Raw genomic sequence first — 18,448 nt, 5'->3', positions numbered from 1 at the left:
CCGATTCGTGCCGTTTCGTCTGATCAAGCCAGCGCTTTTTCGACGATCTCGCGTACGTCGCGCGATTTGGCTTCAGCCGCGACGCGCTCCAGCGCCGTGCGCATCGCGTCACGCAGCGCGGGCGTGAAGCGGCGCCACAGTTCGAGATTGCGGGCGAGGCGCGCCGCGACCTGCGGATTGAGGGCATCGAGCGCGATCACCTGGTCGGCCCAGAATGCGTAACCCGATCCATCGGCGGCGTGGAACTGCGCGGGGTTCGCGGCGCAGAAGCTGAAGATCAGCGAGCGTGCGCGGTTCGGGTTCTTGATGTTGAACGCCGGGTGGACCATGAGCGCGCGCACCGTCTCGATGGTCGGGTGTTGTGCCGTGCCCCGCTGCGTGGCTTGCAGCGCGAACCACTTGTCGATCACGAGCGGCTCCTTCTCGAAGCGCACGTAGAAGTCTTCGAGCGCGCGGCGCGCGACGTCGCCTCCGGTGGCCGCCTGCGCGTTCAACAGCGCGGACAGCGCCGCCGAACGGTCGGTCATGTTGTTCGCCGCGTCGTATTGCACCGTGGCGAGTCGCACCGCCTGTGCGGAGGCGTCGAGTTCCGAGAGATACGAGAGCGCGAGGTTCTTCAACCCGCGGTGTCCAGCGGCCTCGGGCGTCGGCTCGTACGCGCCCGGCGTGACATTGCGCTCATAGGCCGCGAGCCATTCGCCTTGCAGCGCCGTTGCCAGTTGTTTGCGCACGAACTGGCGCGCGGCATGCACGGCGGCCGGATCGGATTCGGCCATCTGCTCGGCGAGATACGTTTCCGAAGGCAGCATGAGCGCAAGCTCGCGGAACGACGGCGAGAGCGATTCGTCGGTCAGCACGCGGCGGAATGCATCGACGAGCGCGTCGTTGATTTCGAGCGGGTGGCCCACGGCGGCGCGCCCGGCAAGCGCAAGCAGTTCGCGCGTGGCGAGGCGTTGGCCCGCTTCCCAGCGGTTGAACGCATCGCTGTCGTGCGCGAGCAGGAACGCGAGTTCGTCGTTGCCGTAGTCGTAGTCGACGATGACCGGTGCCGAGAAGTTGCGCAGCAGCGAGGGCAGGGGCTTGGCCATCACATCGGCGAACGTGAAGGTCTGCTGCGTGTCGGTCAGCTCCAGCACGCGCGTCGTGCCGTGCGCGGCGGCTTCGCCTTCGAGGCGCAGCGGCAGGTCCGCGCCGTCCGGGCCGATCAGGCCGATCGCAAACGGAATGTGCAGCGGACCCTTTTGCGTTTCGCGCGCGGCGGGCGAGCCGTTGGCGTAGCCCTGGGTGAGCGTCACGCTGTAGCAGCGCGTGCCTTCGTCATAGCTCGTGCTCACGCTCACGCGCGGCGTGCCCGCCTGGCTGTACCAGCGTTCGAACTGCGCGAGGTCGCGGCCATTCGCGTCGGCCATGGCGTGGCGGAAGTCGTCGCAGGTCACGGCCTGGCCGTCGTGGCGCTGGAAGTACAGGTCCATGCCTTTACGGAAGCCGTCGCGTCCGAGCAGCGTTTGATACATCCGCACGACTTCCGCGCCTTTTTCGTAGACGGTCATCGTGTAGAAGTTGTTGATCTCGACGTAGCTCTCGGGGCGCACCGGATGCGCCATCGGGCCTGCGTCTTCGGCGAACTGCATCTGGCGCAGCACGCGCACGTCTTCGATGCGTTTGGTCGCGCGCGCCGCTTCGTTCTCGTCGCCGCCAGACATCGCCGCCGAGAACTCCTGGTCGCGGAACACCGTGAGGCCTTCCTTCAGGCTCAGCTGGAACCAGTCGCGGCAGGTCACGCGGTTGCCGGTCCAGTTGTGGAAGTACTCGTGACCGACCACGGCCTCGATGTTGGCGAAGTCGACATCGGTGGCCGTTTCCGGATTCGCGAGCACGTACTTCGTATTGAAGATGTTGAGCCCCTTATTCTCCATCGCGCCCATGTTGAAGTCGCTCACGGCGACAATCATGAAGCGGTCCAGATCGAGTTCGAGGCCAAAGCGCTGTTCGTCCCAGTGGATCGAGTGGATGAGGGAGTCCATGGCGTGGCGCGTCTTGTCGAGATCGTGCGGCTCGACCCAGACCTGCAGCAGCTTTTCCTTGCCCGAACCGCTCTGGATGCGCTCCTCCAGCGCCACGAGCTTGCCCGCGACGAGCGCGAACAGGTAGCTCGGCTTGCGGAACGGGTCTTCCCATTTCGCATAGTGACGGCCATCGGGCAACTCGCCTTCGGCGATCAGATTGCCGTTCGAGAGCAGCACCGGGTAGGCGATCTTGTCTGCGCGCAGCGTGACCGTGAAGGTCGCCATCACGTCGGGTCGGTCGAGGAACCAGGTGATGCGGCGGAAACCTTCGGCCTCGCACTGCGTGAAGAAGTTGCCGCTCGACACGTACAGGCCCGAGAGCGTGGTGTTGGCGGCGGGCGCGCACGCGCCGGTGAGCGTGAGCTCGAAGGCATCTGGCACGTTCTCGATCGTGAGCCCGTGTTCGTGCGCGCGCACATACGCGTAAGGCTTGCCGTCGATCGCCGCGCCGATGAATTCGAGCTGCTCGCCCATGAGTTCGAGATGCGCGCTGGGTTGCGCGTCGGGATTGCGACGCACGCGCAAGGTGCTCTTGACGATCGTGCGCTCGGGCACGAGGTCGAATTCGAGGTCGACGGTATCGATCAGAAACGCGGGCGGCGCGTACTCTTCGCGGCGGATCACGGTGGGCGTGGCGGTATCGGACATGGTCTGGATGGGGGCGTGTCGGATCGGTGTGGATCGCTCGGTGTGGATCGAATGGGCCGGCCGCGGCGGCGGGTGCGCCCGACGGGCGCTGCCTGCCGTCGCGGGAGCGCGGCGGATCGCCCCATTGTACAAAGGCTCGGGCCGCTTTGTCCGTCGGGGCCCGGCCTCCGAACTTTCGCGCTGCGCCACGAGTGAGTATGATCAGGCCCTGCCGCGCGGCTGGCTGAGCGCAAAACAAGACACGACCGGCGTGGAATCCACACGTAACGGACACGGAATAAGCGCGGCGCAAAGACCGTATCGGAGAGAGCGGCCCCCACGACTGCACTTTTCCAACTGAAGCAACACTGCTACGAGAAGACCATGATGCACGACAGATGGACCCGCCGCGCCCTCCTGATGCTGGCGGCGCTCGCCCTCACGCTCTCCGGCTGCACGACTTACGTGACGAGCCAGGTGACCGCCTTCTCCGCATGGGACGGCGGCAGCGACGCCACGCGCACCTTTGCGTTCAAACGCAGCCCCGAGCAAAGCCAGAGCATCGAGCAGAGCACCTACGAGCAGTTCGTGGCCAACGGGCTCGCCATGCATGCGTTCCGCCTCGTGGCCGAGCCGCAGGCGCGCTATCTGGTGGGGCTCGCCTACGGCAGCCGCACCGACACGGTGACGGTCGCGCAGCCCGTGTTCTACAACCCCTGGCCGGGCCCGTACTGGGGGCCGTGGAACCCGTGGGGCGCGTGGGGACCGTATCAGCCCGCCTACGTGAATCAGAGCTATCCGGTGTATTCGCATGCGCTCGGCATCCGCATCACGGAAAAGGCGAGCGGCAAGGAGATCTATAACGTGCAGGCGCGCACCTCGGGCGACGATCCCTCGCTCGTGCGCGTGATGCCTTTTCTCGTGCAAAGCGCGCTGGGGAATTTCCCGCTGGCCAACGGCACGGTCACGGAAGTCAAGATCCCGGTCGGCAAGAACGGCGGCGCGCCGAATGAGGCACCTGCGGCCCCGGCGGGCGCGGGGCAGGGCGGTGCGGCCGCGACGGGCAGCGCGCCGGCGAAATAGGCAAGCATCGTCGTGCCCGCCCACCTGGCGACGCGCCGGCCTTGTGTCCGGCGCGTTTTTTTACGCCATTTGCCGCAGCACGTCAGAACCCCACGCCCAGAATCGCGAGCACGCCGAGTACAACGAACAGCATCGCCGCAACGGCATGCACGAGTTTCGTCGGCAACTTGTGGGCGAAACGGTCGCCGAGCAGGATCGCGGGCACGTTGGCGATCATCATGCCGAGCGTCGTGCCAGCCACGACGCCGAAGAAGTCGTGAAAGCGCGCGGCAAGCGCCACGGTCGCGATTTGCGTTTTGTCGCCCATTTCCGCGAGAAAGAAGGTCACCACAGTGGCGCCGAACACGCCGAGCTGCGAGCGGTTCACATTCGCCGCGCCTTCCTCGAGCTTGTCCGGTACGAGGATCCAGAGCCCCATGGCCACGAACGAGGCGGCGAGCGCCCAGCGCATGACGCCCGGCGTGACGAGCGCGCCGAGCCACGTGCCGAGCGCGCCCGCGCCCGAGTGATTGACGAGCGTGGCGACGAGCACGCCGAAGATGATCGGCAGCGGTCTGCGGTAGCGCGCCGCGAGCACGAGCGAGAGCAACTGCGTCTTGTCGCCGATTTCGGCGAGCGCGACCGCGCCGGTCGAGACCAGAAAGGCTTGGTTCACGTTGCGATGAGGCGGTACGACTCCCCAATGAGGCGCATAGTATGGCGCTTTTTCCCGCAACCCGCGCGGGGCGGGGCTTTCAGCGGCGCGCGCCGTCGCGGCTGTGCACGCGTTTGCCTGTCGCGTAGGTCTCGAACACGGCACGGTCGTCGCCGAGCAGGGCGAGCGCGAACAGCAATTCCTCCAGCGATTCGGCGCGCGCCGTGCGCCGCGCGAGCAGCGGCGTGGCCTGCGCGTCGAGCACGACGAAGTCGGCTTCGCTGCCGGGCGCGAGCGTACCGATCTTGTCGGCGAGATCGAGCGCCTGCGCCGCGCCCGCTGTGGCGAGCCAGAACATGCGCGTCGCCGTGAGGTGGTGGCCGCCCATGCGCGCGACCTTGTGCGCCTCGTTCATGGTTTGCAGCATGGAGAACGAGGTGCCCCCGCCCACGTCGGTGGCGAGCGTCACGGGCATCGACGATTCGCCCGCCTTGTCGAAGTCGAACAAGCCACTGCCGAGGAACAGGTTCGAGGTCGGGCAGTGCGCGGCGACGGTGCCCGTATGCGCCATGCGGCGGCGGTCTTCGTCGTCGAGCCAGATGCAGTGGCCGTACACCGCCCGCTTGCGCAGGAGTCCGTAGTGATCGTACACGTCGAGGTAACTGCGATGACCCGGGAACAGTTCCTTGACCCACTTCACCTCGTCCGGGTTCTCGGCCACGTGGCTCTGGATGAAGATGTCGCCATGCGCCTTCGCGAGCGCGCCGCACGCTTCGAGCTGCGCCTCGGTCGAAGTGGGCGCGAAGCGCGGCGTGAGCGCATACATCTGGCGCCCGCGGTTGTGCCAGCGCCCGATCAGCTCGGCGCTGTCGTCGTAGCCCGTTTGCGGCGTGTCGCGCAGAAACTCGGGGCAGTGGCGGTCCATCAGCACCTTGCCCGCGACCATGCGCAGGTTCTTCGCTTCGCTCGCGGTAAAGAGCGCGTCGGCGGACTGTTTGTGCACGGTGCAGTACACGAGCGCCGTGGTCGTGCCGCAGGCGAGCAGCTCGTCGACGAAAAAGCGCGCCGTGTCCTGCGCCACCGCTTCGTTTTCGAAGCCGCGCTCGGTCGGGAAGGTGTACGTGTTCAGCCACGGCAGCAGACCCGGCGCCGGCGAGGCGATCATGTCCGTCTGCGGATAGTGGATGTGCGTGTCGATGAAGCCTGGCACGATCAGCTTGTCGCGCAGATTGTGGACCGTCGCGCTTTCATTGACGCGCGACTTGAGCGCGGACCACGCGCCCGAGGCGACCACGTGGCCGTCTTCGACGATCACCACGCCGTCTTCGTCAAAGACAGCGGCGTCGGACGATTGCGCAGGGTCGCCGGTGAACGTCAACAGTTTTGCGCGGTAAGCCGATTGAGTCATGGGAACTTCGTCTCCGATAAATTCAGGTATTCGTCCAATGCATGCCCCGCATGACGCATGCCGCTCCCGAAAACGCAGCATGTGTCGACCAGAGTTGGCGCTTCAGCGCTTACTCTGGTCCCATGCCCGACGGGCAAACAGGGCCCACGGTCCGGCGCTCGCGCGTTGGACCGGATTCGTGTGACAGCCCGGGCTGGGGCTTGCTGTGCGGACGAGTCCGCGTTTTAGTTTGCGCCTGAGTCCACGCTTTAAGCCGTGGCGCGACTCCAGTTCGCGTCGAGCTTCGCGATCAGCGCGGCACGCTCTTCGGGCGTCACGAACGAAGCCTCAAAGCCGTTGCGCAGGATCGTGTACACCTCGTCGTCGTCGAGCTCGAGCGCTTCGATGATGGCGCGGTAGTTCTCGTTGACGTAGCCGCCAAAGTAGGCGGGATCGTCGGAATTGACGGTTACGGCGACGCCCTTGTCGAGCAGGGCCTTGAGCGTGTGCTGCGTCATGTCGTCGAACACGCACAGCTTGGTGTTCGAGAGCGGGCACACGGTGAGCGCCACGCGCGTGTCGGCCAGACGCGTGACGAGCGCCGCGTCTTCGATGCTGCGCACGCCGTGATCGACGCGGTCGACCTTGAGCAGATCGAGCGCTTCGTAGATGTAGGAGGGCGGGCCTTCCTCGCCCGCGTGCGCAACGAGCTTCAGCCCCATCGCACGCGCTTGCTCGAACACGCGCTCGAATTTCGACGGCGGATGGCCGCGCTCGGACGAGTCGAGGCCCACGCCGATCAGGCGCGCGTAGCGCTCGAAAAGCGGGCGCGCGGCTTCAAAGGTGGCGAGCGCATCGGCTTCGCTCAGGTGGCGCAGGAAGCACAGGATCAGCTTGCTCGTGAGGCCGCGCTTTTCGGCGTCGGCGAGCGCCCGGTCGATGCCCGCGACCACGGTTTCGATCGCCACGCCGCGTTCGGTGTGCGTTTGCGGATCGAAGAAAATTTCGGTGTGCACGACGTTATCGGCGAGCGCGCGCTCGCAGTACGCCATCGTCATGTCGTAGAAGTCCTGCTCCGAGAGCAGCACGCTCGCGCCCGCGTAGTAGATGTCGAGGAACGACTGCAGGTCGGTGAACGCGTAGGCGGCGCGCAGCGCGTCGATCGAGTCGTAGGCGAGCTTCACGCTGTTGCGCTGGGCGAGCGCGAAGATCAACTCGGGTTCGAGCGAGCCTTCGATATGGATGTGCAGTTCGGCCTTCGGCGCTTTGGCGGCCTTGTCGACGAGCGCCTTTGCGTTGGCGGCGGTGTTGGCGGTGGTCGTGATCGTCATGTTCGGTTCGATTCGCTTATGGGTTCTTCAGTGTTTGACATCACGCGGAATGGGTGGCGGGGGCATGCGCTGCGCTCGCCAGCTTCGCTGCTTCGATCACCTGCAGCAGTTGCGCGGCGGCCGAGACGGCGATGACTTCGGGCGACTTGTCGACGATACCGTCCACGCCGAGCGGGCAGTTCATGCGCGCGATCTGCAGGGGATCGATGCCGCGCGCGGCGAGGCGGTGCTCGAACTGCTTGCGCTTCGAGTGCGAGCCGATCATGCCGAAGAACACGAAGTCACCGCGGCGCAGGATGCGCTCGGCGAGGTCGAGGTCGCGCGAATGATCGTGCGTCATCACGATGAAGCTCGTGCCGGGCGGGGCCGTGTCGACGGCTTCGTCGGGCGCGTCGTTGGCGTCGATCGCGACGTTGGGCGCGTTCAGCAGTGCGAACGCCTCGGGCGTCGGAAACGCCGCGTCGCGCTCGTCGACCCACAGCACGCGGCAGGGCAGCGTGCCGAGCACGCGCACGAGCGCCGCGCCCACGTGGCCCGCGCCGAACAGCACGACGGGAAAATCGTTCGGCGCGATGGTTTCGGTGAGAAGCAGCGCGCCGCCCGTTTCCCAAAGCAGGCAGTCGGGCGCTTCCACGCCCGGTTCCGGCTCGGAAAGCATGGCCGGATCGGCTACGGTGCCTTCGCCCTCGGGGCTCCCGTTCCGCGAGGAGCGAAATGATACGCTACGCACGGTCGACGCGCCTGCCGCGAGGCGGCGCGCGAGCGTGGCGAGCCAGCCGAGGTCGGCCACGTCGAGGCGCTCGAACGCGAGCACCACGGCGCCGCCGCAGCACTGGCCGAGGCTCGGCCCGAGCGCGAGGCGCTCGAGGCGCCGCGCGTGCGGCGTGCGCATGCCGTCGCGCAGCACCTGGCGCGCGATTTCGATGGCCTTCCATTCGAGGTGGCCGCCGCCGATGGTGTGGCGGGCCGCTTCGCGCGTGACGATCATCTTCGTGCCGGCCTCGCGCGGCGCCGATCCCTCGACGCGCGCAACGGTGACCAGCACGGCGGCGTCGCCGTGCGCGAGCAGGTGCTGCAGATCGGAAAGCCAGGCTTGCATCTGGCGCTTCTCCCTACGGGGCGGCACGGTGTTGCCTGTGCCGCCGGTTAATCTTCGTGGCCTCGCGCGGGCTGCGCTTTGCGGTTGGAGTGTGCGAGGCGCGGGCCGGTTCGCGCGGTCAGTTCATTTTGCGGCTGTTTGCCTGCAGCGCGTCCAGCGCATCGAGAATCGCTTCAGGCGTCGCGGGCGCGCGCAGCGGCGCGGCCTCGCGCGCCGTGGGCACCGCTGCGCCCACGGCGTCGCGAATCGCGAGAAATACCGAGAACGGCAACAGCAGGGGCGGTTCGCCCACGGCCTTCGAACGGAACACGGTCGCCTCGACGTTGTCGTTGCCGCCGCTGCGATAGAGCTTCACGTTGAATGCCTCTGGCGTATCGCTCACCGCCGGAATCTTGTAGGTGGACGGCGCATGCGTCATGAGCCGCCCGTCACGGTTCCACCAAAGCTCCTCGGTGGTGAGCCAGCCCATGCCCTGGATGAAGCCGCCTTCCACCTGGCCGAGATCGATGGCCGGATTGATCGACTGGCCCGCGTCGTGCAGCACGTCGGCGCGCACGAGTTTCCATTCGCCCGTGAGCGTATCGACGACCACTTCGGACACTGCCGCGCCATAGGCGAAGTAGTAGAACGGATGGCCGGTGAGCGTGCGCGCGTCCCAATGCACTTTGGGCGTGGCGTAGAAGCCATCGGACCACAGTTGCACACGCTTCATGTACGCGAGTTCGACGAATTCGCCAAAGGCAATCGCCTTGCCGTTCGCTCGCACCAGGCCATCGTCGAACGCAACGTCTTCGGCCGCGCCGCCGTATTGTGCAGCCGCGAACGCCGCGAGGCGCGCGCGGATCGTGAGCGCTGCATCCTCGGCGGCCTTGCCGTTGAGGTCGCTGCCCGTGGAGGCCGCCGTGGCCGAAGTATTGGCGACCTTCGAGGTATCGGCGGCGCTCACGCGCACGCGTGCAAGCGGCAATCCGAGCGTGCCCGCCACGACCTGCGCGACCTTGGTGTTGAGCCCCTGGCCCATTTCGGTGCCGCCGTGGTTCACGAGCACCGAGCCATCGCGGTACACATGGACAAGCGCGCCCGCCTGGTTCAGATGCGGCACGTTGAACGAGATGCCGAACTTGACTGGCGTGAGCGCCATGCCGCGCTTGAGCACAGGGCTCGTGCGGTTGTACGCGGCGATGGTCGCGCGACGCTCGTGATAGCGGCTCGACGCGACCAGTTCGTCGGTGAGCGGCGCGAGCACGTTGTCCTCCACGCGCTGGCCGTACGGCGTGTGCTCACGCTCGCCAATGCCGTAATAGTTCGCGCGCCGTACATCGAGCGGATCGCGGCCCAGCGCCCTGGCAATTTCGTCGAGCATCACCTCCATCACGAGCGCGCCTTGTGGGCCGCCGAAGCCGCGAAACGCGGTGTTCGACTGCGTGTTCGTCTTGCAGCAGAGCGCGACAATTTCGACATCCGAAAGAAAGTAGGCGTTGTCGAAGTGACAGACCGCGCGCGTGGCGACCGCGCCCGAAAGATCGGCGGAATAGCCCGCGCGCAGCGCGATCTCCACGCGCGCGCCGAGGAGCCGTCCTTCGTCGTCGTAGCCCGCTTCGTAGGTGTAGAGCGCATCGTGGCGCTTGCCGGTGATCATGAAGTCGTCGTCGCGATCCGCACGCAGTTTCACGGGCCGCTGCAGCCTGTGCGCCGCGAGCGCGGCGACGCACGCGAACAGCGCCGACTGCGATTCCTTGCCGCCAAAGCCGCCACCCATGCGCCGGCATTCGCAGGCGACGCGATGTGCGGGCCAGCCGAGCAGATGCGCGACGACCTGCTGCATTTCGCTCGGGTGCTGCGTCGAGCTGTAGACGAGCATGCCGGTCTGCTCTTGCGGGAGCGCGTAGGCCACCTGGCCTTCGAGATAGAACTGTTCCTGGCCGCCCACGGCAAACGTGCCTGCGAGGCGATGCGGTGCAGCGGCGAGCGCAGCATCGGGCGCGCCGCGCACAAGACGCAGCGGCGGCAGTACGTAGTGCTGGCGCGTGCGCGCCTCTTCGATGCTGAGAACGGGCTCGAGCGGCTCATAGCGAACGACGTCGTCGCTCGCGGCGAGCGCCGCGGCGCGGCGTGCGAGTTCGTGGCTCGTGGCGATCACCGCGAACACGGGCTGTCCGAGATATTGCACGACGTCGCTCGCGAGCACCGGATCGTCGTGCACGACCGGGCCGCAGTCGTTCTCGCCGGGGATATCGGCGGCGGTCAACACCGCAAGCACGCCCGGCGACGAGCGCACGCGTTCGAGATCCAGCGCGACGATGCGCGCGTGCGCATGGCGCGCCAGGCCGAGCGCCGCGTGCACGGTGCCGTGCAGTTCGGGGATGTCGTCGGTGTAGCGCGCCTCGCCGCTCACGTGCGCATCGGCGGATTCGTGCGGCAGCGGCGCGCCGAGCGCGCGCTCGTGGGCGTGCTCATCGCCTGGCTGTGGGCGCATGACGAGCGCTTCGGCTTGATCGTTCATGACGTGACTCCGGCGGCTGCGTTGTCCCGGCCATCGTCGTCGCCTTCGGCGAAAGCGAACGCGTTGACGTCGCACAGCGCGAGCGGGGCGTCGTCGCGCGTTTCGAGCCAGCAGCGCCACAGCAGATTGCGCGCGACCTTCAGGCGATAGGCGCCGCTCGCGCGCATGTCCGTGAGCGGCTGATAGTCGGTGGCGAGCGCATCCATCGCGCGCTGCGCGCTGGCTTCGTCCCAGCGTGCACCGGTGAGCGCGGCTTCGGCAAGCGCGGCGCGCTGCGGGATCGCGGCCATGCCGCCGTAGGCGATACGCGCGTTCGCGAGGGTGCCGTCCTCGCGAACGTCGAGCGCAAACGCAGCGCACACCGCCGAGATATCCTGGTCGTAGCGCTTCGAGACCTTGTAGGTGCGAAAGCGCAATGTCGGCGCGGGGCGGGGCACGCGGACCGCTTCGACGAATTCGCCCGCTTCGAGCGCGTTCTTCTGGTAGCCCGTGTAGAAGGCTGCAAGCGGCAGCGTGCGCACGCGCGCCGCACGACGCAGCACGAGCGTGGCGTCGAGCGCGAGCAGCGCGGGCATCGAGTCGCCTATGGGCGAGCCGTTCGCGACGTTGCCGCCAAGCGTCCCCGCATTGCGGATAGGGAGCGAGGCGAAGCGCGCCCACAGTTCCGCGAGTTCGGGGTAATCGATGGCGAGCGCGGCGTAGGCATCTTCGAGCGGGACGGCCGCGCCGATCGTGAGCGTCTGGGCGTCGCGCGCAACGCTCGCCAGTTCCGCGACGTTGCCGGTGTAGATGAGGTCGCCAAGGTCGCGGAACTGTTTCGTGACCCACAGGCCGATATCGGTGCTGCCCGCGAGCACGCGCGCGTCAGGATGCGCGGCGCGCAGCGCCGCGAAGGCGGCGAGCGTGCGCGGCGCGTAGAACGTGCTTTCGCCGTGCGCGACGCCTCGCACATCGGGGCCGCGATATTCGAAGGTGCCGGTGCGCTGCAGCGCGCGCAGCTGCGCCTCGACGCGAGCGCGATCGAGCGCCACGCGCGCATGGCAGGTTTCGTCGAACATGCGCAGCGACGCTTCGATGATGGGCCGGTAGCCGGTGCAGCGGCACAGGTTGCCCGAGAGCGCCTCGTTGATTTCCTCGCGGCTCGGCAGACCCGCGCCGGCAGGCTGGTTCTCGTAAAGCGCCCACAAGGACATGACGAAGCCCGGCGTGCAGAAGCCGCATTGCGAGCCATGGCAATCGACCATCGCCTGCTGGACCGGGTGCAGTGCGCTATCCGGCTGGCGCAGGTCTTCGACGGTGTAGAGCGCCCGGCCGTCGAGGGTCGGCAGGAACTGGATGCAGGCGTTGACAGCCTTGAGCGCGAGATGGCCTTCGCTGTCGAGTTCGCCCACGACAACTGTGCACGCGCCGCAGTCGCCCTCCGCGCAGCCTTCCTTGGTGCCGCAGGCGTGCAGATCCTCGCGCAGGTGCTGGAGCACCGTGCGTGTGGGAGGCAGGTCGCGCACTTCGTGCACGGCGCCTCGGTGGAGGAAGCGGATGGTTTGCGTTGTCATGGTGAACCCGGGGACATTGCGGATCAGGCGCGCGTTACGAGAGGGGCGCGCCAACACCGGCCTCGCGCACGTAGATCGCCATCCAGTTCCGAAGATAGCACCGCTTGCCGCAGGAAAGTATTTCCCCCGCAAGATGGGGGTTATGTGAGTTGGGTCATGACGACGTCACAGCGCGCGCGGCGTTGCAAAGCCATTGCGTGCGATGATCGCGCCCGCAAGGAGGGGATGGTGCGGAAGTCGTGCGCGATTCGACGCTGCCGTGCGAGGCTAACGCTCGAATCGCGCTGGCGTGCGCGCCGCCCGATGGCTGGGCGGCGGAAGCGATAGAAGAGCCGGTGGAGCTTGAAAAGGCGCGCCGCGCCCTTTCTCCGGTCAGCGGCGGATGCCGGGCCACGACACCTGGCGGCGCCGGTTGCGCCACAGGCTCAGGATCACGACCAGGAACGCGATGACGAAGGCGAGCAGCGACCACACCGGCATGGTCAGGCCGAGCGTCGGCGGATAGGTGGTTTCGCAAAGGCCTTGCACCTTGAACACGCCGGGCAGCCAGTGCGCGAAAGGCAGGCCATCGACGATGGGCTGCAGCGTGTCGAAACCGCAGCTGTAGTTGGGGAACGCCTGCACCCAGACGAGCTTCGCGGACGCAATCGCGCCGCCTGCCGCCGAAAGCACCACGAGCGCTTCGAGCACGCGCACGCCGCGCCAGCTCGTCATGCGCGCGCCGAGAAAGGCGAAGACCGCGATCAGAATCAGGAAATAGCGCCCCAGGATACACAGCGGGCACGGGTCCTGATGCTCGACATACTGGAAGTACAGGGCGCCGCCCAGGAGCGCGAGGCAGATCAGGCCAAGGAGGACCAGCAGGCCGCGCTCGCGGCGCAACAGCGCGTTATCGTCGTTCATGAGGCTCATTCGTTCGGGTTATCTGGCGCAGCGCACAGGTGGCTGCGACGGCGTGACGGGATTCTAGCGCGAAGGTTGCGCGCGGCGCGGACGTGTCCTTGCCCGAACGCAGCAGGGGCTCGAGCGATTCCCGCTCAAATCAGCGCAGCGGCGCGAGCACGGCCTCGACGCCGCGTCCAATGGCGAGCAGCGCGTCATCGTTGTCAGGCGCGGCGGCGAGCATCAGCCCGACCGGCGCTGCGCCGTAGTGGTGGCACGGCAGCGAGAGCGCGCAGGCATCGAGGAAGTTGAACGCGCTCGGGTTACGCAGCACGAGCGCGTTGGTGCGCGCGAAGACATCGTCGTCGGCGACAAGCGGGGCGGCGGGCGGCGGCGCGATGGGGACGGTCGGCGCGATCACGGCGTCGAAGCGCGACCAGAGCGAAGCCTCGGCCTCGGCCATGACCGCTGCGCGCGCGGCGATCAGGTCCAGATAGTCGGCGGCCGTAGCGTGCTCGCCCTTCAGGATGCGCACCAGGACGCGCGGGTCATACTGGTCCCGATGCTTCGCAATCAGCTCGCGATGCCACGCATACGCTTCCATCGGCGAGAAGCCGATGCGGTTGATCCCGGCGAGGCGCTCGAAGGCGGCAAAGCGGACTTCGCTCACGATCGCGCCGGCCGCATCCAGATGCTTGAGCGCCGTATCGATCGTCTCCGCGACTTCGGCGTCCACGTCGTCGGTCACGTAGTTGGTGAGCACGCCGAGGCGCACGCCTTCGAGGTGGCGCGCGGCCGGCACGTGCGGCGCGAGTCCGGCGAGCACGCGGTCCGTGAGCGCGCAGCACGCCACCGTGTTGCCGATCGGGCCAAACGAGTCGAGCGTGGGGGAGAGCGGCACGCCGCCCGTTTTCGGAATGCGCCCGGCGGTGGGCTTGAAGCCCGTAAGGCCACAGAACGCGGCGGGAATGCGGATCGAGCCTCCGGTATCGGTGCCGAGCGCGACGGCGGCCATGCCGTCCGCGACCGAGGCCGCCGCGCCCGAGGACGAGCCGCCCGCCACGCGCGCGTCGCCTGCCACGCCGCGGCGCCAGGGCGAGAGCGGCGTGCCGTAGTGCGGATTCAGGCCGAGCCCCGAGAACGCGAATTCGCTCATGTTGGTGCGGCCGACCAGCACCGCGCCCGCACGGCGCAGCCGCGCGACAGCGGTGGCGTCCTCTTTGGCGGGCGCCGCATTCGCGAGCGCCGTGGAGCCCGCGCGCGTGACTTCGCCCGCTACGTCGAACAGATCCTTCACCGAGACGGGGATGCCCGCGAGCGGCGAAAGCACGGTGCCGGACGCGCGCAGGCGGTCGTGTGCGTCGGCGGCGGCGCGCACGCGCTCGGCATCGACGTGCGTGAAGACGGTCGCGCCCTGGCCGGCCGGGTCGGCGATGCGCTCGAGCGCGGCTTCGGCGAGCGCGCGGCTCGTCGTGCGGCCCGCGGCGAGGTCGGCCGCGAGCTGGGCGAGGGGTGGGAACGGGGTAAAAGCGGGCGTGAAAGCGGTGGTCATGGCGGCGGAAGACTCGGTCAATGCGCGGCGGCGCGCTGCGCGAAGGTCAGCGGAGCAGGCGGGCGGGCCGCCGGCGAAGGGCGCCGAGGGCGGGCCGCGCCTGCAAGGGTCGCATCATTGTAGGTCGGCTTTTTTCCTTGCGTGCGATTTGGCTCACGCCGCGCATCGGGTAATATGCGCAGAATCGATAGCTATTTGTAAGGAAAGACCTTCATGCACCACGGAATCGGCTTCATTCAGGATCTGGCAGTCGTGATGGCGCTGGCAGGCGTCGTCACCGTGCTGTTTCATCGCCTGAAGCAGCCGGTCGTGCTCGGCTATATCGCGGCGGGCGTGATCATCGGGCCGTACACGCCGCCGTTCCAGCTCATTCACGACGAGCAGACCATCCAGACGCTCGGCGAGCTCGGCGTGGTATTCCTGATGTTCTCGCTCGGCCTCGAATTCAGCCTGCGCAAGCTCTTCCAGGTGGGCGCGACCGCCATCGTCGCGGCGCTCTCGGAAATCGTGCTGATGCTGTGGCTCGGCTACGAGATCGGCCGCGCGTTCGGCTGGGCCACGATGGATGCGCTGTTCCTCGGCGCGATTCTCGCCATCTCTTCGACCACGATCATCGTCAAGGCGCTCTCCGATCTCGGCGTGAAGCGCGAGCCGTTCGCGCAGCTCGTGTTCGGCATCCTGATCGTCGAGGACATTCTCGGCATTGCGATGCTCGTGCTGCTCGGCGGCATCGCGCAGACGGGCGAGCTCTCGCCGGGCATCGCGCTCATCACGCTCGGCAAGCTGCTGCTCTTCATGCTGGTCTCGCTGCTCGCGGGCATCCTGATCGTGCCGCGCGTGCTCGGCTATATCGCGCGCGTGGGCAACGACGAAATGCTGCTCGTCTCGGTGCTGGGCTTTTGCTTCGGCTTTTGCCTGCTGGTCGTGAAGCTCGATTATTCGATCGCGCTCGGTGCGTTCCTGATCGGTGCGGTCATGGCCGAGTCGCGCCATCTGCATCGCATCGAGCATCTCGTCGCGCCGCTGCGCGACGCGTTCTCCGCCATCTTCTTCGTGACGATCGGGCTCATGCTCAACCCGCTCGTGCTGGTCGATTACGCCTGGCCGATCGCCGTGATCTCGCTTGCCGTGGTGCTCGGCAAGCTCGTGTCGTGTGGCCTCGGCACCTTTCTCGCGGGCCACGACGGACGCACCGCCATGCGCGTGGGTATGACCGTCTCGCAGATCGGCGAGTTCTCGTTCATCATCGCCTCGCTCGGTCTCACGCTGAAGGTGACGAGCGGGTTTCTCTATCCGATCGCCGTGACCGTTTCGGCCATCACGACGCTCACCACGCCTTACCTGATCCGCATCGCCGATCCGCTCTCGCAGCGCCTCGCGCGCGCCATGCCGCCTGCCGTCTCGAACGTGTTCGGCATGTACAGCCAGTGGCTGCGCTGCCTCGTGCCGCGCTCGGACGGGCCCACGATCTTTTCGCTCACGAAGCGCATCGTCGTGCAGATTGCCGTGAATCTCGCGCTCGTCTCGGCGATCTTCATCGGCGTTTCGTATGGCGCGCGCTACGCGTCGCCGTTGCTTGCGCACTGGATCGGCGACGAGCGCATTCAGCGTGTCGTGCTGTGGAGCGCGGCGCTCGTGCTCGCGATGCCGTTTCTCGTGGCGGTGTGGCGCAAGACGCAGTCGCTCGCGCTGTTGCTCGCCGAAGTGAGCGTGCAGCCGGAGAAGGCCGGGCGCTTTACGCGCGCGATCCGGCATGTGATTGCGGAACTGGTGCCCGTGGTCTCGATGTTCGGCGTGTTCCTGCTCGTGGCGGCGCTCTCGGGCACGATCCTGCCGCCCACGGGCTTTCTCGTCGGCGTGCTGGTGTGCGCGGCGGCGCTCACCATGCTGTTGTGGCGCTGGTGCGTGAAGATCCACGCGTCGATGCAGATTGCGTTGCGCGAGACCTTCGACGAGCGGCCGGATGCCTGATCCAGGCGAGTTCGAGGTGCCGCTGGTGTGACGGGATGTGAGCAATTGTGTGCGGGGGTGGCGGCGGCGTGCCGTGCGACGGATAATCAAAGCCTGTTCATTCGTTCGCGCGCCGCGCGCCTGACCCCACGTCATGAGCGATAACAAATCAGACCACCCCGAGGTCCCTGACGGCGCAAGCCGTCCTGCCGATGCCGGTCCTGCCGGCGCCCCCGCGCCCTCGCCCTCGCCCTCGTCCTCGTCCTCGTCCTCTCCTCCTGCTGGTTCTCCCTCTGCATCGCCTTCCGCTTCGCCCTCCGGGGAAGCCGCGCAACGCGCTTCGACGGATGCGCCCGAAAGCGCTTCGACCGTCACGCCTGGCGCTGAAGGGGCGGCAGCGGCTTCCGCGCCTGGCGAGTTGCCGAAGCAGGCGCCGGCGGGCACGACGCCGAGTATTCCGATCAGCGAAACCGCCGAGGCCGGCAAGTCCGCGCCCGCGCCGGCCCCGCATACCGAACCGGCGAGCACTGGCGAGGCGGCAGCCTCTGCTGCGCCGCAACGTCCTGGTGCTGCGCCGGCCGGCTTCGGCCAGGCGCCCGACTTCACTGCACATCACCCGCCGCCGCCCGGCGCCATTCCGCCGGAACCGCCGCGTTATCTGCGCGCGAGCGATTCGGCCTGGGCGGTGTTCGGCCGCATCGTCGTGGCGCGGGCGCGGCAAATGTTCGACCGCGCCGGTCAGCGCATCACGCAGCGCACGTTGCGCATCGGCGTCTCGGCGCGGATCTTCCACCCGGAGCCGGGCGCACTAGGGCTGCGCGGCAAGACGCTGCAATACCTGGAGGAATCGATCGCACACTGGGTGATGTCTCGAGACGTCATCGTGTTCATGATCCCGACGGTCGGGCATCAGGGGATGCTGCACCCGAGCAATATCCGCTTGCGCGATTACGCGAAGCATCTCGACGGCTTGCTGCTCCAGGGAGGCGCCGACGTCTCGCCGCAGACGTATGCGGAAGTCTCGCCGCGCCCCGAATGGCCGGGCGACCGCGTGCGCGACATGTACGAACTCGAACTGCTGCATGAGTTCGTCGAATCGGGCAAGCCGGTGCTGGGCGTGTGCCGCGGCTGCCAACTCATCAACGTGGCGTTTGGCGGCACGCTTTTTCAGGACATCGCGACCGAAGTGCCGACGGCCGGCGTGCACGTGAGCGAGCATTACGACCAGCATCGCCACGCGGTCACGTTCCCGGCGGGCTCGACGTTCGCGACCATGTTCCCTGGGCGGCGCGAGGCGATCGTCAACTCGATTCACCATCAGGCGGTGAAGAGCCTCGGACGCGACCTGACTGTCGAGGCCGTTTCGGCGGGCGACGGGCTCATCGAGGCGGTGCGTTACCGGCGTTCGCCGTTCGTCGTGGGCGTGCAGTGGCACCCCGAGTTCCATCGTGCGGGCGGCCCCGAACTGCTCGACTGCACGCCGCTGCTCGACACCTTCTTGCGATCTGCGCGCGAAACCCGCTTCTGATTGCAAACCACGGGCGATCACTGCGAATCGCAGCAACCCCCTCCTGGCCGCGTGACGTACTACGTCGTGCTGTTTCAGGACGAGCACTTCTGGCGCGTGATCCGTTCGCAGGACGAAGCATGTTCCGAGGCGATCTACGCAGACTTCGCGCGGCAAACCGAGCAGCTTTCGCAGTTAGAGATACGCCGGACGGAGCTGGAGGCGCAAAAGACCTTCATCGAACGCATCGGAAATGGCTTAAAAGCCTCGGTTG

The 18,448-nt window shown here is 67.3% G+C and carries 12 protein-coding genes and 1 pseudogene; 4 read left to right on the top strand and 9 right to left on the bottom strand.

The window, feature by feature from the left end:
• Positions 1 to 23 precede the first annotated feature (23 nt).
• On the bottom strand, positions 24 to 2,714 hold the full coding sequence (pepN, locus tag M3A49_RS22345; RefSeq protein ID WP_266230958.1) for an aminopeptidase N: 2,691 nt from the start codon (positions 2,712 to 2,714) through the stop codon (positions 24 to 26).
• Positions 2,715 to 3,077: 363 nt separating this feature from the next.
• Between pepN and M3A49_RS22340 the strand changes: the two genes are divergently transcribed.
• Positions 3,078 to 3,776: a DUF4136 domain-containing protein gene (locus tag M3A49_RS22340; protein ID WP_266230956.1), complete on the top strand. Its 699-nt coding sequence runs from the start codon at positions 3,078 to 3,080 to the stop codon at positions 3,774 to 3,776.
• A gap of 82 nt (positions 3,777 to 3,858) precedes the next feature.
• Here the strand turns inward: M3A49_RS22340 and M3A49_RS22335 are convergent, their stop codons facing one another.
• The 8 genes from M3A49_RS22335 to M3A49_RS22300 all read right to left on the bottom strand — a co-directional run bounded on the left by M3A49_RS22335 (position 3,859) and on the right by M3A49_RS22300 (position 14,717).
• Positions 3,859 to 4,431 carry a TMEM165/GDT1 family protein gene (locus tag M3A49_RS22335; protein WP_266230954.1) on the bottom strand — a complete coding sequence of 191 codons (573 nt, stop codon included), beginning with the start codon at positions 4,429 to 4,431 and terminating at the stop codon, positions 3,859 to 3,861.
• A gap of 79 nt (positions 4,432 to 4,510) precedes the next feature.
• On the bottom strand, positions 4,511 to 5,818 hold the full coding sequence (guaD, locus tag M3A49_RS22330; protein ID WP_266230952.1) for a guanine deaminase: 1,308 nt from the start codon (positions 5,816 to 5,818) through the stop codon (positions 4,511 to 4,513).
• A gap of 248 nt (positions 5,819 to 6,066) precedes the next feature.
• Positions 6,067 to 7,128, bottom strand: coding sequence for an adenosine deaminase (locus M3A49_RS22325; RefSeq protein ID WP_266230950.1), 1,062 nt, complete (start codon positions 7,126 to 7,128; stop codon positions 6,067 to 6,069).
• A 40-nt stretch (positions 7,129 to 7,168) separates the two neighbouring features.
• Complete coding sequence (gene xdhC, locus M3A49_RS22320) at positions 7,169 to 8,227, bottom strand: xanthine dehydrogenase accessory protein XdhC (RefSeq protein ID WP_266230948.1); 1,059 nt, start codon at positions 8,225 to 8,227, stop codon at positions 7,169 to 7,171.
• Between the two features lie 118 nt (positions 8,228 to 8,345).
• Positions 8,346 to 10,730 carry a xanthine dehydrogenase molybdopterin binding subunit gene (gene xdhB / locus M3A49_RS22315; protein ID WP_266230946.1) on the bottom strand — a complete coding sequence of 795 codons (2,385 nt, stop codon included), beginning with the start codon at positions 10,728 to 10,730 and terminating at the stop codon, positions 8,346 to 8,348.
• On the bottom strand, positions 10,727 to 12,283 hold the full coding sequence (gene xdhA / locus M3A49_RS22310; RefSeq protein WP_266230944.1) for a xanthine dehydrogenase small subunit: 1,557 nt from the start codon (positions 12,281 to 12,283) through the stop codon (positions 10,727 to 10,729). Before xdhA ends, xdhB begins: the two co-directional genes overlap by 4 nt.
• A gap of 372 nt (positions 12,284 to 12,655) precedes the next feature.
• A complete protein-coding gene (locus tag M3A49_RS22305) occupies positions 12,656 to 13,186 on the bottom strand; it encodes a disulfide bond formation protein B (protein WP_254351989.1) in 531 nt (176 codons plus the stop codon).
• A gap of 139 nt (positions 13,187 to 13,325) precedes the next feature.
• Positions 13,326 to 14,717, bottom strand: a complete 1,392-nt coding sequence (locus tag M3A49_RS22300; protein WP_266230941.1) for an amidase — start codon at positions 14,715 to 14,717, stop codon at positions 13,326 to 13,328.
• A 213-nt stretch (positions 14,718 to 14,930) separates the two neighbouring features.
• On the opposite strand from M3A49_RS22300, the gene M3A49_RS22295 reads away from it, so the two are divergent.
• The 3 genes and pseudogenes from M3A49_RS22295 to M3A49_RS22285 form a co-directional block, all read left to right on the top strand.
• The gene (locus tag M3A49_RS22295; protein ID WP_254351987.1) at positions 14,931 to 16,688 is read left to right on the top strand and encodes a cation:proton antiporter; all 1,758 of its coding nucleotides are present in this window, start codon (positions 14,931 to 14,933) and stop codon (positions 16,686 to 16,688) included.
• Between the two features lie 133 nt (positions 16,689 to 16,821).
• The gene (locus M3A49_RS22290) at positions 16,822 to 18,195 is read left to right on the top strand and encodes a gamma-glutamyl-gamma-aminobutyrate hydrolase family protein (protein ID WP_266230939.1); all 1,374 of its coding nucleotides are present in this window, start codon (positions 16,822 to 16,824) and stop codon (positions 18,193 to 18,195) included.
• Between the two features lie 48 nt (positions 18,196 to 18,243).
• Positions 18,244 to 18,423, top strand: a pseudogene (locus tag M3A49_RS22285) (DUF2968 domain-containing protein); the annotation flags it as partial.
• Positions 18,424 to 18,448 lie beyond the last annotated feature (25 nt).

This window comes from Paraburkholderia sp. CNPSo 3076 (genome assembly GCF_026343935.1).
GTDB lineage: Bacteria > Pseudomonadota > Gammaproteobacteria > Burkholderiales > Burkholderiaceae > Paraburkholderia > Paraburkholderia nodosa.
The sequence above is the reverse complement of the archived record's forward strand: the minus strand, read 5'-3'. Positions and strand labels throughout refer to the sequence as shown.

Bases quoted from the DNA above. Each gene is read 5' to 3' on its own strand.
- pepN (WP_266230958.1), bottom strand. From the start codon at position 2,714: ATGTCCGATACCGCCACGCCCACCGTGATCCGCCGCGAAGAGTACGCG.
- M3A49_RS22340 (WP_266230956.1), top strand. From the start codon at position 3,078: ATGATGCACGACAGATGGACCCGCCGCGCCCTCCTGATGCTGGCGGCG.
- guaD (WP_266230952.1), bottom strand. From the start codon at position 5,818: ATGACTCAATCGGCTTACCGCGCAAAACTGTTGACGTTCACCGGCGAC.
- M3A49_RS22325 (WP_266230950.1), bottom strand. From the start codon at position 7,128: ATGACGATCACGACCACCGCCAACACCGCCGCCAACGCAAAGGCGCTC.
- xdhC (WP_266230948.1), bottom strand. From the start codon at position 8,227: ATGCAAGCCTGGCTTTCCGATCTGCAGCACCTGCTCGCGCACGGCGAC.
- xdhB (WP_266230946.1), bottom strand. From the start codon at position 10,730: ATGAACGATCAAGCCGAAGCGCTCGTCATGCGCCCACAGCCAGGCGAT.
- xdhA (WP_266230944.1), bottom strand. From the start codon at position 12,283: ATGACAACGCAAACCATCCGCTTCCTCCACCGAGGCGCCGTGCACGAA.
- M3A49_RS22305 (WP_254351989.1), bottom strand. From the start codon at position 13,186: ATGAACGACGATAACGCGCTGTTGCGCCGCGAGCGCGGCCTGCTGGTC.
- M3A49_RS22300 (WP_266230941.1), bottom strand. From the start codon at position 14,717: ATGACCACCGCTTTCACGCCCGCTTTTACCCCGTTCCCACCCCTCGCC.
- M3A49_RS22295 (WP_254351987.1), top strand. From the start codon at position 14,931: ATGCACCACGGAATCGGCTTCATTCAGGATCTGGCAGTCGTGATGGCG.
- M3A49_RS22290 (WP_266230939.1), top strand. From the start codon at position 16,822: ATGAGCGATAACAAATCAGACCACCCCGAGGTCCCTGACGGCGCAAGC.